Consider the following 12,926-nt stretch of genomic DNA (forward strand, 5'->3'; position numbering starts at 1 on the left):
CTCTATAAATCTCTTGGCATAAATCTCATGGCTTTTCTGCCTTTTCCCGTTGCTTTTCCCTCTAATTTTGCAATTTCATTTTTCCAATAAATAATCGATTTTCTAATTTCGGTTAGATTGGCTCTTGTTAAAGATCTTGTACCAATACTATAACTTTGTCCTGTAGTTACTGCTGATTCTGCAGAAAGCCAATCCAGATACATCATTTTAGCTATTTCTAAGTCAGACAATCCTTCCATTATTGAACTCCTTTCGATGCTGTGCGTCTCCGTTTCTTTTTCTTTTGTTGCAGAGAATTAGCATATTCTTTTTCTAAGTTAGGGTTAAGAATTTCTAAAGCAGCTGTATTATAAACCCTTAAATCTAACGGCTCATTTCGTGCCCTTGTTTTTACCCAAACTTGATAAGGAACGCCTCTTTCATATCTTGTCTCTAACCTTTCAGCTGTTAATCCTTTGAAGTATTCCTCGTTATAACCCTTTCCTTTTGGAAAATGGCAGTAATTAGGACCAAATTCAGCTATTTTCAGGTTAGACATGACTTTGCTTTTCCCTTCGTTTACTCCTAAGTGAACCAGTAACGTTTTTGATGGTTTAGCTCTCGTTGTTCCAGCAACTATTGGATCATACTCACCTTTTCCAGTTGATTTCCCCTTGATAGCATAAACCCTTCTTGCTTCCCTAGCTTTCGTAAACTTATAAACTTCCTGCGTAAAGTGTCCACCGCTATCCATACAAGTACAAAGAATGGAAAACTTTCTTCCATCCCTTTTTGACCAGCTGCGCAATAAGTACTCATCTAGTTCATCCCATATCTTTGGCTGGCTTAAATCTCCACGAATAGTGTGATACTCAATTCCCCAGGATTCTTTACCTTCACCCCAACCAGCCACCTCAATTTCGAACCGATCGTCCTGAACATCGACAGATGCTGTTAGGATTTTAACGCCTTCTGGTACATCAGCTTCATACTCTTCAGTTCGATTAAACAAATCACTATCATCCAGCTGCTCACCTTGCTCTTCCCATGTTTCACCTAAACTTGTATTCACCCAAACTTTCATAGCTTCTGGACCATCTTCCTTGGCATCTTTAAATGCCTGGATAATTTCCTTCCACTTTTTCCAAGGACTCAAAAGCTCGTTCAGGTGAAAACCTCTAATCCTAGCCTTTGGATTTTCCGCAATCCATTTACCCTTTTGCAGTTTCCATTCATATTCGTTATGAAGTGCCCCACATTCTTTGCAAGCATGTTCCACTGTTTCAAAATGAATTTGAGCCCACTTTAAAGGTTGGTATTCTTTACATGATGGGCAAGGTAGGTTGTAATACTCCTTTGTACTTTTCTCAAACTCTTTTTCAATTCGTGAAGCACCTTTATTTGTCGGTGTTGATACCTTTATTTTTTTACGATTATAGAAAGTCGTTGTTCTTTTTTCAGCTAGGTTTACTGGATCACCCTCTGAACCTGCCGAAACAGGGAAGCGATCAACTTCATCTGCTAATACAACTCGAATGGGTTTGGATGCTAAACCTGCAGGAGAATTAGCGCCTGTTAAAGCTAGAAATCCACCAGGAAAGGATTTAGATAATACTGTGTTTCCGCTATCCCTTGATTTAGAATCTGAAACTAAATTCCGTAATACTGGCGTATCACGAATCATGGGAGCAATCCTTTCCTTAGAGTAATCTTTTGCTTTATCTACAGTTGGTTGAATGAGCAAAATTGGTGCTGGATCTTGGTGCATATGGTATCCAGCTATGTTATTTATAATCTCACTCTTCCCTACCTGCGCAGATGCCATAATAACAATATCCTCATAATCTCGACTTGTTACAGCATCCATAATTTCTCTTTGGTAAGGAGCTCTTGATGTTCTCCATTGTCCAGGTTCTGCGCTCGCCTCACTGGATAAGCGTCTATAGGTATCCGCCCATTCTGAAACAGTTAATTCGGGAGGAGGAGGAAGTATCTCACTAACTAGTTTTTTGAATAAGGCGGCTGTCCTTTTCTTACTTTCTAGATTTTCCAACTTTTTGAACAACCTCTTCATCCATATCGTCTTCGTCTTCCTCGTCCTCATCTTTTTCTAAGAACAACTTATCGCTGCTGTAATCGTAATAGACTTCTGGATCATACTCCGCTAATTCGTTTAATGCTTCATAAACAGCTAATCGTATAGTATCGTTAATATCTTGCAAATCTGTTTTCGCAATTAACAAAGGTGCTACTTTATCGGGCAAATTAAGAAGCCTTGCTCGAAAGGAAGCAAGCATATCTCCTGTTATTCGTTCCACATCTTTCGAACGATGCAGCTCTCCTTTTATAATTTTGACTTCCAGCTCCGTCTTCTTTCTTTTTTCTCTTGTCCATAGCGCTCGTTCAACTTGAGGATTTAATTCTTCCTCATCCTCCAACATAGGAGATCGCTGGTCCACTTGATAATCAATGTATCTTTTTATGGATTTAATCAAATCAAATTTTCCATGTCCCAATTTTACAAGGGCATCTTCTTTGGCTAATTGCTGAATTCTTCGCACTGAAACACCTAGCATTTCGCTAATTTCAGCTGTACTTACGGCCTTCGGTTTTACAACAAAATCCTTATATGCCAAGGCTTCTCGTCACCTCCCAAAATTATTTCCCAAAATTTCATGTTGCGAAAGCGAAATGAATTATTTTACCCAGAAACTAGACCGTTTTTGGGCTCGATAGCACCCGTAAGAGTTTTAAAAACTCCAAAGAACCTAAGTCTTTTGTAAATTGTTGGAATTTATTTAAAATGTGTTGCGAATGCTGTTATATCAACGTTTGTCGGCACTTTTCAGTGCTGAATTTGATTTTTTAATTTTTTTCTTCTCACTTATAGTTGGCAAATGGGCGGTCTATTTTTTCGAACCTATCATATCTATGGAATTGTGTTAGATTCAAAAAAAGGCCGTGAGGCCTTGAAAACACTAGCTCTTAAGAAAATTTTATTTTTTTATCAACAAACCCACTTTTTTTGTTATATTGAGGGTTTTTTCGAAGAAAAAAGGACAAAACGAAATGGATTTTTATAAATTCAAATCCATATATGTTTTGTCCAAATAATCTTTCTCTAATCCAATATAAATATAAGTTGTTAATGGTTTATCATGATTGAATATCTTCTGTAGGGCTGCGATATTTCCGTTCTTTTTATAATGCATATAACCGAAGGTTTTTCTCATCGTATGTGTTCCACAATTATTCTTAAATCCACACGCAATAGCTGCCTCTTTAATTATCGTGTAAGCTGTGCTCCTATCAATCGGTCTTCCCTTTTTCTTTCTGTCCCTTTTCCTACTAAGAAATAAGAATTCATCGTCTGGTTTTCCTTTTATATATGGCTTCAATGCTGTCCTCAATGAGCGATTAATGGGTACATCTTTTAGCTTTCCTGTTTTCATTTCTGTAACCGTGAACTCATCTCCCCTCACATCTCCAACCTTTAACTTTAAGATATCACCAATACGTAATCCCGTATTAATCCCTAACACAAATAGAACGTAATCTCTTTCGTTCTTTTCCTTCAGATATACTTTCATGTCTTCAATAATCTCTTTGTCTCTGATTGGATGAACCTTTTTCATGCTGTCTCCCCATCCTTTTCTTCCTGCAGTATTTTAGCAACTTTCTCATTTGCTTTAACCAACCTGGAACGAACGCTGGATCTAGAAATCCCTAATAATTTAGCAATCTCATATTGTGATAATCCCTTCCCCTTATACATCAACAACACTTCTAATTCATTTTTAGTCAGAGCTTTCATTGCTTTATCTAGAATCATTCTTTCAGATGGAGTAATAACATTCTCCTTTGGTTCTGTTTCCCATGCGAATTCTGGTTGCTTACTTCTGAAATATCGTTGCATCTTTAATGGATCAACAGGTTTTGTATTTTGGTAAACGGATCTCCTTTCTATTCCTCTGTTTGTTCCTGGAGCATGTCCGTTTTTCAACCAAGAAAGAGCATACTCCAAATTTCCTTGTATCAAGGAATAGGGAGCATCTTCTCCTTCCAACTCTTGCCATCTTTCTTTCATTGCTGCTTTTCTTTTATTTGAAAGCCGAATAGATTGTCCAGGCAATTTATTCTCTTTGAAAATTTCTTTTAGTTGTTTTATTTCATCTTTAAATTCTGTTCTTTGCTCTTTTACCAGATTGAGCGTTTCTTGATATTGCTTGATTAATTCTTCATTGGACAATTCTCTGTATTCCCAATTCTCTAATAAGGACATTTCCACCTGATTTTCCCCCTTTTCCCCAGCAGAAAATATGCAGCTTGTTATACACTCTTTTTGGGAAATACCTATTAATCTCCCAAAGGGAAATGGCTTTATATCAACAATGTATAAAGAATATTTCCCGACCTTATTTCCGATATTTTAAAACCCTTATATATCAAAGGTTTTTCTGATAGCTTGTTTACATAAGAAATGTTATCTAAAGGTACTTTCTAATTTGATTGCATAGGTATACATTGCTGTTCAATTTGTTCCACGTATTCTTTTTGTTTCTTCTTCCATCAAATGTGAAGTGTATTTGCTTCTAGGGTGAACAGTCGTTGGTCCAGTCCTTTTGTCTAGTCGATATTTATTTACTCCCCATTTAAACTGGAAAATCATTTTTCGTTTTTGTTTTTGAATTTGGGTTCTTTGTTGCTTGCTCTTTTTTTGCATTAGTTGGGCAACTCCTTATTTAAAAGCTGTACAGTCAGCCAAATTTTTGATAAATAAAAAAAGGACACCGATATAACAACAATTGAAAGTTGTTTTATCAGTGTCCTCACGCTTTCGGTCTTGGACTAATAATAAATCCCTAATAAAGGTATAAAATAAATTTCTTAACAAATAATTAACCTTGAGGAGCAGAGGAAGTATAGTCTGACTAGATGATATCTCCTACCTTTACCTTTGCTCCTTTCTGATTATAATTTGTACCAAAACTTCCCTTTTATTGGTACTGATTTTACATTAAACTAAACATAATAGATTGAAACAATTATATTAGTTCACTTTCCCTGAAGTGAATCCGACGACTTTTCCCATCAACAGTCTCTATAATCGTTTCTCCATGACGTACAGCTTCACAGTAGGAGGCTGTACCCTTATTACCGTCCAGTACAAGAACTTTAACTTTCCCTGGTTCTATAATTTCTTGGATGGACATATCAGGATTAACAGCAATTTCTTTAGTTCTTTTCACATTGAACACTCCATTTTTGTTATAATGATGGTAGGTTCAAACAACGTATGGTCGGGCACTTGCTTGACTTTTTTTCTTTTTAGGAGATAGGTTTGTGTAATATTCATTTGAAAGATATCATGATTTTTTTCACAAGAATTTGAGCAAAACAAATAATTATTATCCTTCACATCAAACGTTTTACCACAGCCGCTACATTGGCTATATAGCATGGTTTATCCTCCGGAATAACTCATCAAGCGCTCGATGCCGATAGTCATTTGAATATCTTGCTAAATAGTAAAGTTGGCCTAAAGTTAATACAGTCATATGATCTGCTCCACCGTCACTTTTCTAGCCTGTTTAATCTTTTCCCTGATATGCAATAATTCCAACTCTGCTAGTGATGCTTCGTATAGTTGTCTACCATCTGCCAATTTAGTAACTTCAAAGTATATCAACTCACTGATAACAAACTCTTTTCTTTCTCCTTTAATTAATAAATGCCTTTCCATAATACTAACCACTCCTAGTTTCTAAGATTTTTAATCTCTTCTTGCAAATCCAACAACAGTACTTGTTCCTCTTCAACAGACATAGGCTCTGTATTCAGAGAGTTACCAAACCATTCAGGGATTTTTTCAGTTCGAATATGCTTTCGATTATTACCATTTGTTCTTTGCTTAGTTTGCTGCTCCTTATACTTTTGAATAAATGCATCAGCTTGTTTTACCGAAGTAATATTTTTATCTGCCCAGTTACGCAAGATGCTTTCAACGTAAGCAAATGACTTAGCACCACGTTCAACTGCAATCTCCATTGCTTTTAGTACCAATTCAGCATTTAGATCACCACACCAATGCATAATCTTTTGTGATATATGACTGCCAATCGTTCCAAATCCATTTTGCTCATAAAATTCAAATGGGTTTCCTGCCGGCAGACTATCTTTTTCTTCTTCAATATTATCTGAAGTAATTTCTGTAGTAGTATCTGAAGTAATCTCTGGTATTGCTCTTTCTTTTTCGACCTTTCCAGATTCCTTTTCGACCTTTCTATGTTCTTTTACACCCTTTGAATTTTCTTTTTCACTTATCGTATTTTCTTTAAGAAAATACGTATTTTCCTTTTCGCTAAATACAACTGGTAAAGGGTAACCTTCTAAGCTATATCCTAAATTATATAAATCCAATTGTATTTTTAGGATATTAACACGGTATTGCAGTGTACGATCCATTTTTAATTTTGGATTTCGTCTTTCATCCAGCCAGCCATTAGAAACAAGTACTTTTAAATATTCTCGCATGGCTTTTGGCTTAACATTAATCATCGTCTCAACAGATAAATCTTCTGCTTTCTTATAGATCCAACCGGAACTTTCTAATAAATTGACTGCTAGTTCCTCTGTATCCTTTACATCTTCAGAATACTTTTGCAATCGACCTATTTCTTCTTTTATAAATACCTCTGAATCTTCCTTGCGTTCAGACCAATAAATCATTTGATTTAGAACAATAGCAAGCTTAAAATCTCCAGTTAGCTCGACTAGTTCTTCCTTTATAATCGCCTTTTTTGTTTTACTAGCCACCTAAATTTGCTCCCCTCATACTCTCCAGCACTAACCAATTTATCTATTAAAGCTCACAAATATAAATTTGGATTTGCTGAGGATTTGACTGTCCTGGTATTTCTCTTTTCAAATCATTGGCTTGGTCTTTTACTTCGTTTATACTGAGACCGAATATAATAGCTTGATATATTTCTTGAAACGATTCTTTTATTCTTATTACAAAATCAACCTGATAAAGCATAATTCCCTCCTCTTTAGTAGATCGGCGCGCACCGTAATAATTAGAAAGAAGAAATATAATCATCTTTCTAGCCATTACGACAAGCCCGATAAGTACTTGTCAAACTGATATTTGCGTAAAAAGTAATCGAGTAACTTTTATAAATGAGTTTTAGTTTAAGCTGTTATTGACTTTTTTAATTTCGGCCCTTTCTGCTTTTGAAAATCCTTCCGTATTTTCTCAAAAATCTCTCCATAAATACGATATTGCTTGGATTCTATTATTTGATTAGAATTACTCAAAAACTTCCCGTATTTATGTAATGACTGAGAAACTAAAATCATTTCCATTCCGTCTAATTCCACTCGATTATTCTCTTGATTAACTTTATTAAAAGCAATATCAAATAATTTTTTGTTCATTCCTTGTAAGGTCGAACGATTATAATTCATAGCTCTGATTAACATTGATTTCTGTTTTTGAAATAGAAAAATTGACTGTTTCATAATGTCCTCCTATTAGCGTTCTGAAATCCATTGCAATAAAAACTGCTTAGCATTATCAGCAGGAAAATACCATTTGTTCCCGACTTTATATTTAGGAAATCTTGGATCAAAAAAAAATTCTTTTTGAATAGTATTCCAGCACATACAAGTTCTCCTTTTTAATTCATTGGCATCCCAGTAAACTAGTTCAGCATCAACCTCTGATATTTTTTCTTTTAGTTTCTCCATATACATTTGCTTAACTTCTTCCTGATCAATTTGAATACTTAGCATTTTTTCTCCCTCACTACTTATTAAATTTTCTAATCTTCATTGTTACGTTCCAAGCTCGAAAAATATCTTTCATTGAAAAACGATATTCTTTACAAACACAAGCCACTAAGTTAATCATGCTTGCTGCAGCATCTAAAACTTCCATTAATACTTTTTTCATTTCTTCTCTTTCATCTTCTGTTCGGACACTCGCTGGTTTTACCCAACACACACTATTAAGTTGTTCCAATGCTTCAGTTGTTTCTTTTCTTACTAAGTAATGCATACTAGCAGGATGTGGATCTATGTAATCACCATCAAAGTATGGGATACTTACTACACCACTAGCAGCCTCCCATGTTTCAAAATAAAATTGTGGGTCATCAACCGATAGTGTCACTTCTTGATAAAGCTCCTTCGGCAATTTTCTTGCACCTGTTTCATATTTGGCAATCGCTTCACGGCTGTAATTTACATCGGCTGCTAAATCTTCCTGCGTCATGCCTTGGCGTTTTCTTGCTTTTGATAACAAATCGCCAATGGCCATATCATTTCCCCCTTTATTTTTTTGTCACATTTTCATCATAGTTTTGTGTCACATAGTTTAATAAAATTACTATATTAATCATCACCATCGATACATTCTGTATCATTAACGATAAAAAAAAGATCAGGAAAAAGTGTTCTCTCTGAAACAGAATATAACTTTTCAAATTTCAGCATTGTTTCTCTTCCTGGATTTCTTAGACCCTTTTCAATTTTTCTAACAAATACTTCAGATAGTTCTAACTTTCGAGCAACTTCTCTTTGTGTTAATTCCATTTTTATTCTTTCATCAACTAGTTTCTGTCTCATAGTAACCTCCTTTCGATACAAATCGTATCAAAGTATAAACTGATTATAAATGATACGTAATGTATCGTCAATATTTATTTGATACTTTATGTATCATTTATTTAAAACGATACATAAAGTATCTATAATAATAATTAAATAATCCTAATAATAGGAAGTAGGTATTATTATGCTACCAGAGATTTTGAAGGAGCTAAGAGGTAAGGTTACTCAAGAAGAAGTAGCCAAACAGATAGGTCTTTCTAGAGCCAGATACTCCCATTACGAGAATGGTAGAAGTGAACCCGACAATGAAATGTTACAAAAAATAGCTGATTATTTTAATGTATCTGTTGATTATTTATTAGGTAGAACTCCAATTAAAGATCCTGATGTTTCAGTTGCTGGAAAAAATCTTACTTTAACTCCAGAAGAATTTGAGATATTTAAAGAACTAAGAAAATATCCTATCCTTTTTCATGATTTAGCGAAGAATCCTGAAAAAAAAATAAAAGAACTAATAAAATTACAAAAAGCAAGAAATATCTTATTAAATGATGATGACGAAGAAAACAATCATGATGATGGATTTGGAGAATTAGAAGACTAACACGATCTAATAGTTAATGATCGTGTTAATTTTTAATTTACATATAGGATTTTTCTACTATTAAATAAACTTTTTTTGGATTTTTGTTCAATTCATAGAATTTTTTTGTTCTATAAAACACACAACATGTAAATTTGGGGTAAATGAGAATGCAAACTTTAGAAAAAAAGACTGATGACTGGGAGCAACGAGCTAATAAAGTACTCTCACATTTTAATTATCAAAATGCAGATGAAATTGATTTATATAACATTTGCTGGAGATATGGTATTGTCATTAAGCCTTTAGATCAGAATTACTTCACAGACACCGAAGAATATACCTCTATTAATAATTTAAAATCATATTCAATTCCAAGTAATAAAGCTCGTCGAGGAACCATTTATATTGTTCCTAATTTAGATCCTATAGAAAAAAGAATATTGTTAGCAGAGGAATTCTGTCATATATATTCCCATTATTCTTCTCAACTTAGTATTGACAAGCTAACACTAAACAAACAGGAAAGCCAAGCAAAACGGATGGCTGCATATTTGCTAATGCCACATCGCTTTTTAAAAGAAATATATACAGCTGCTATGAGTGAACCTATTCTGATTAGTGATATATCAGACCATTTTCTAGTTACAGAAGAATTTGCACACTACCGTCTAGAATTAATTTATAAACACAAAATTGATGGTTTTATACAGCTGAGGGAGCAATTGTGGAGTTTAGAAATCTTATAATAGATTCAATTAATCTCATTTACTGTTTTTTACCAGTTAGTGAGTTTAATATAAATTTTTTAGGAGGAGTCTAAATGCAACAGACCAATTTTACTATTGAAGATGCAAGTGAAATATTAAAATCTTCCAAACACACTGTTGATGATTTACAGTATCTTGATAAAGGTGGTCAAAAAACGGTATTTACTTGCAAAATAAATACTAATATATATGCTTTAAAATTTATAGATGTTACAAAAATGTCAGATGCAGATTCAAATAATGATGAAAGTGATTCACAGAATACAGATAATACTGTAGTTTCAAGGGCTAAAAGAGAAATTGAAATTATGGAAAAAGTTAATACACCCCATCTAGTAAAACTTGGACCAATAGGCTTGAATTTAATTGAGCATAAAAACAGAAAAATAATTTATTTTTCTGAAGAGTATATAGACGGTACTGACTTATCAAAAATACTGAAATCTTCAAATGGTCTTAATTTTAAGCAAACAGTCGACTTAGGTATTGATATTACCACTGCGATTCAACACTTAGCGAATATTAATATGGTACATAGAGATATCAAACCCCAAAATATAATGATAAATAGTAATGGACAATTTGTTTTACTAGACACTGGAATAGCATTTGATATGCAAGGAGAAACATTGACAGCTGCTTTCCACTTAGTTGGAACTAAAATATATATATCTCCAGAACAATTAATTGGTGTAAGAAAAGACCTTGATTTTAGATCTGATTTATTCTTATTAGGTATTGTGATGTATGAAGCAGTTACTGGTACTCACCCATTTTATAGTTCAGGTGAGCATACACTACAAATTTTTTCTAATATTACTACCAGATCACCTGAATCTCCTAGAAATATTATATTAGATACCCCTAAAAAACTTGAACGAATAATTATGCGACTTTTAGCGAAAGAACCACATTTAAGATATAAGTCATGTGAACAGTTGTTAAAACAGTTGAAACAAGTAAGGGAGGAATTATAATGAATGTTTATGCTCAACAGGGATACGGTAAAGGGGATAAAATACATCAGGGGTTAAAAAATAATTATTTAGACGGTATTATTTTATCTCCTCGTGATGAAAAGAAAGAAAAAATGGAAGCATTTGTTAAAGAAGTACAACTGAAATTTCCAGAAACAGATATTTTGTTTGATCCTCAATTCTACTATTCAATGTATATTGATGGAACAAGTAAAAATTTAGACAACTGCACCTATTATCCTGGAGTAATAAAACTATCAGATTTAAGATCATTTAAAAATGTATCAGAATATGCAAGGAAAACTATAGAACATCAAGAAAACTTAGGATTGAATACAGTTGTATCTCCTAATATTCTTATTCCTAACTTTGGCGATAGACAGGCTCAAATAGCATTAAATTTGGCAGAAGAATCTGCAAACATAGCTAGTGAAAAAGGATTAAAAATATTTATCTCTCTTATCTTTAGTGAAAGCGCCTTAAATGAATCACGAAATGTAAATGATTATTTAAATGAACTAACAACACTTGATGTTGAAGGCTTTTACATCACTATTGATAGAAAAAATACCGATTACAACCAGAAGTTCGATTCAGAAACAACCCTATTAAACTTACTAACCTTTATTTATTCATTATCTGAAATTAATGAATATAAAGTAATTATGGGTTACTCTGATATTTTAGGGATTCTTTACACAGCAGTTGGCGCACAAGGATTTGCTACAGGTTGGTATAATAGTTCGAGAAAATTCACTGTACAACAAAGGATATTACCTAGTAATGGTGGCAGAATGCCCCGTGAACGATATACTTCTATCCCCCTATTAAATTCTATCTTGATATCTGAGTTAGATTCAATCGCTAAGCAATATAAAAACAATAGTTTAGACCTTAACATTCTTTTAAGTAATTCAATTTATGAACATATTGTTAAAGCTGGATCGAATCCTTCCGAAACCTGGTCAAGAGGAATAAGTCATTTACAACATTGGTCAGCTTTAAAAAATGCCACCAACGATATATTTACTAATCCTGATGACATTTCTGATAGGCTAGACGACTTAGAAAAACATATTGCTACAGCAATTGGTCATTATAAATTACTTGAAAATTTACCATTACAATTAGAAAGGGCTTCTAATGGAGATCATTTGTTAACATGGCAAAAAGTACTCGAGTCTTTTCGTAAATTACACAACGTTTAAAAATTCCATCATAAATTTTCCTATACCAACTAAGTAGAAAGCCTTCCTATTTGGTTGGTTTTTTTTTGCTCTTACATAATATTTTTTTACTCCCTTTTCATCAATACTCAAAAGTCCAATTCCGTTTGATTCAAAATAACGTATATTTTCTACTGCAGGTTTTATATATTTTTCAGGCATAACTACCCAACTGTAATGAGCAAATCCGTAATATTGTGTAGATTGGTATAGTGCTCTTTTCCAATTATGTAACTTTGCTTCAAAGGCATTAAACTCAATCTTGGGTAGTACAAAATCCTTAGATAATATATAAGATTTTTTTTCAGTTTGACTTACAATTCCAGAGTTTATTAGTAACCTAATCGACTTTTTTATTGTCTGTTCTGCAAGGAGTAATCTGGATTTAATATATTGGAACGTTCTTGGAGAATTATAATGCAAAAGAGAGAGAACTTGAGCATTTGTTAAGTTAGAAATACATTCAGCTTGATCAAAAGTCATCTTAAATTCACCAGTTATCTTTGCTGTTACTATATCTGCTCTCCCTTGCCAACAATCTACTTCTCTTAAGATAATTTCTCCTTTCTTATTATACTCATTCAACAAGTATCTCTCATGATAGAATGAAACCAAACTATCCTCAATTGTAGTTATAGTATCTAAATATGGACTCGTATTATTTTGTTTTTTATCCAAAAGTTCTTCAATCATTTTATTTATTCCTCCTGAATAAACATTTTATCATAAAATATACCGGATTAATTATAAATATTCTTTCCAACAGATGTATTAA

At 33.4% G+C, this 12,926-nt stretch carries 19 protein-coding genes; 4 read left to right on the forward strand and 15 right to left on the reverse strand.

The features are described from left to right. Positions 1 to 2 precede the first annotated feature (2 nt). The 14 genes from LXM54_RS05865 to LXM54_RS05930 form a co-directional block, all read right to left on the reverse strand. Positions 3 to 239: a DUF6148 family protein gene (locus LXM54_RS05865; RefSeq protein ID WP_233314144.1), complete on the reverse strand. Its 237-nt coding sequence runs from the start codon at positions 237 to 239 to the stop codon at positions 3 to 5. Continuing rightward, on the reverse strand, positions 239 to 2,032 hold the full coding sequence (locus tag LXM54_RS05870) for a phage terminase large subunit family protein (RefSeq protein WP_233314145.1): 1,794 nt from the start codon (positions 2,030 to 2,032) through the stop codon (positions 239 to 241). Before LXM54_RS05870 ends, LXM54_RS05865 begins: the two co-directional genes overlap by 1 nt. After that, positions 2,013 to 2,615 carry a hypothetical protein gene (locus LXM54_RS05875; RefSeq protein ID WP_233314146.1) on the reverse strand — a complete coding sequence of 201 codons (603 nt, stop codon included), beginning with the start codon at positions 2,613 to 2,615 and terminating at the stop codon, positions 2,013 to 2,015. Before LXM54_RS05875 ends, LXM54_RS05870 begins: the two co-directional genes overlap by 20 nt. A 441-nt stretch (positions 2,616 to 3,056) precedes the next feature. Continuing rightward, positions 3,057 to 3,614, reverse strand: coding sequence for a tyrosine-type recombinase/integrase (locus LXM54_RS05880; protein ID WP_233314147.1), 558 nt, complete (start codon positions 3,612 to 3,614; stop codon positions 3,057 to 3,059). Continuing rightward, the gene (locus LXM54_RS05885) at positions 3,611 to 4,228 is read right to left on the reverse strand and encodes a sigma-70 family RNA polymerase sigma factor (RefSeq protein ID WP_233314148.1); all 618 of its coding nucleotides are present in this window, start codon (positions 4,226 to 4,228) and stop codon (positions 3,611 to 3,613) included. The genes LXM54_RS05880 and LXM54_RS05885 overlap by 4 nt, the downstream gene beginning before the upstream one ends. 282 nt (positions 4,229 to 4,510) lie before the next feature. Further along, on the reverse strand, positions 4,511 to 4,702 hold the full coding sequence (locus tag LXM54_RS05890; protein WP_233314149.1) for a hypothetical protein: 192 nt from the start codon (positions 4,700 to 4,702) through the stop codon (positions 4,511 to 4,513). Between the two features lie 322 nt (positions 4,703 to 5,024). Beyond that, positions 5,025 to 5,228, reverse strand: a complete 204-nt coding sequence (locus LXM54_RS05895) for an XtrA/YqaO family protein (RefSeq protein ID WP_233314150.1) — start codon at positions 5,226 to 5,228, stop codon at positions 5,025 to 5,027. 305 nt (positions 5,229 to 5,533) lie between these two features. Beyond that, the gene (gene fbpA, locus LXM54_RS05900) at positions 5,534 to 5,722 is read right to left on the reverse strand and encodes a Fur-regulated basic protein FbpA (protein ID WP_233314151.1); all 189 of its coding nucleotides are present in this window, start codon (positions 5,720 to 5,722) and stop codon (positions 5,534 to 5,536) included. A gap of 14 nt (positions 5,723 to 5,736) precedes the next feature. Further along, complete coding sequence (locus LXM54_RS05905; RefSeq protein WP_233314152.1) at positions 5,737 to 6,795, reverse strand: DnaD domain-containing protein; 1,059 nt, start codon at positions 6,793 to 6,795, stop codon at positions 5,737 to 5,739. A 46-nt stretch (positions 6,796 to 6,841) separates the two neighbouring features. Beyond that, on the reverse strand, positions 6,842 to 7,018 hold the full coding sequence (locus LXM54_RS05910; RefSeq protein WP_233314153.1) for a hypothetical protein: 177 nt from the start codon (positions 7,016 to 7,018) through the stop codon (positions 6,842 to 6,844). 155 nt (positions 7,019 to 7,173) lie between these two features. Continuing rightward, positions 7,174 to 7,503, reverse strand: coding sequence for a hypothetical protein (locus tag LXM54_RS05915; protein ID WP_233314154.1), 330 nt, complete (start codon positions 7,501 to 7,503; stop codon positions 7,174 to 7,176). 12 nt (positions 7,504 to 7,515) lie between these two features. Next, positions 7,516 to 7,776, reverse strand: coding sequence for a group-specific protein (locus LXM54_RS05920; protein ID WP_233314155.1), 261 nt, complete (start codon positions 7,774 to 7,776; stop codon positions 7,516 to 7,518). A gap of 13 nt (positions 7,777 to 7,789) precedes the next feature. After that, a complete protein-coding gene (locus tag LXM54_RS05925; protein WP_233314156.1) occupies positions 7,790 to 8,302 on the reverse strand; it encodes a helix-turn-helix domain-containing protein in 513 nt (170 codons plus the stop codon). Between the two features lie 74 nt (positions 8,303 to 8,376). After that, complete coding sequence (locus LXM54_RS05930; RefSeq protein WP_233314157.1) at positions 8,377 to 8,610, reverse strand: helix-turn-helix transcriptional regulator; 234 nt, start codon at positions 8,608 to 8,610, stop codon at positions 8,377 to 8,379. Between the two features lie 169 nt (positions 8,611 to 8,779). Between LXM54_RS05930 and LXM54_RS28440 the strand changes: the two genes are divergently transcribed. From LXM54_RS28440 to LXM54_RS05950, 4 genes are all read left to right on the forward strand, one after another. Continuing rightward, positions 8,780 to 9,199: a helix-turn-helix domain-containing protein gene (locus tag LXM54_RS28440; protein WP_442780418.1), complete on the forward strand. Its 420-nt coding sequence runs from the start codon at positions 8,780 to 8,782 to the stop codon at positions 9,197 to 9,199. A 149-nt stretch (positions 9,200 to 9,348) separates the two neighbouring features. After that, positions 9,349 to 9,927: an ImmA/IrrE family metallo-endopeptidase gene (locus LXM54_RS05940; protein WP_233314158.1), complete on the forward strand. Its 579-nt coding sequence runs from the start codon at positions 9,349 to 9,351 to the stop codon at positions 9,925 to 9,927. 74 nt (positions 9,928 to 10,001) lie between these two features. Then, positions 10,002 to 10,925: a serine/threonine-protein kinase gene (locus tag LXM54_RS05945; RefSeq protein WP_233314159.1), complete on the forward strand. Its 924-nt coding sequence runs from the start codon at positions 10,002 to 10,004 to the stop codon at positions 10,923 to 10,925. Next, positions 10,925 to 12,133 (forward strand): hypothetical protein, encoded by a 1,209-nt coding sequence (locus LXM54_RS05950; protein WP_233314160.1) that lies wholly within the window; start codon positions 10,925 to 10,927, stop codon positions 12,131 to 12,133. Before LXM54_RS05945 ends, LXM54_RS05950 begins: the two co-directional genes overlap by 1 nt. Here the strand turns inward: LXM54_RS05950 and LXM54_RS05955 are convergent. After that, positions 12,119 to 12,844 carry a helix-turn-helix domain-containing protein gene (locus LXM54_RS05955; RefSeq protein WP_233314161.1) on the reverse strand — a complete coding sequence of 242 codons (726 nt, stop codon included), beginning with the start codon at positions 12,842 to 12,844 and terminating at the stop codon, positions 12,119 to 12,121. The genes LXM54_RS05950 and LXM54_RS05955 overlap by 15 nt on opposite strands. Positions 12,845 to 12,926: the final 82 nt, after the last annotated feature.

It is taken from the genome of Bacillus sp. Au-Bac7 (genome assembly GCF_021341655.1).
GTDB lineage: Bacteria > Bacillota > Bacilli > Bacillales > Cytobacillaceae > Niallia.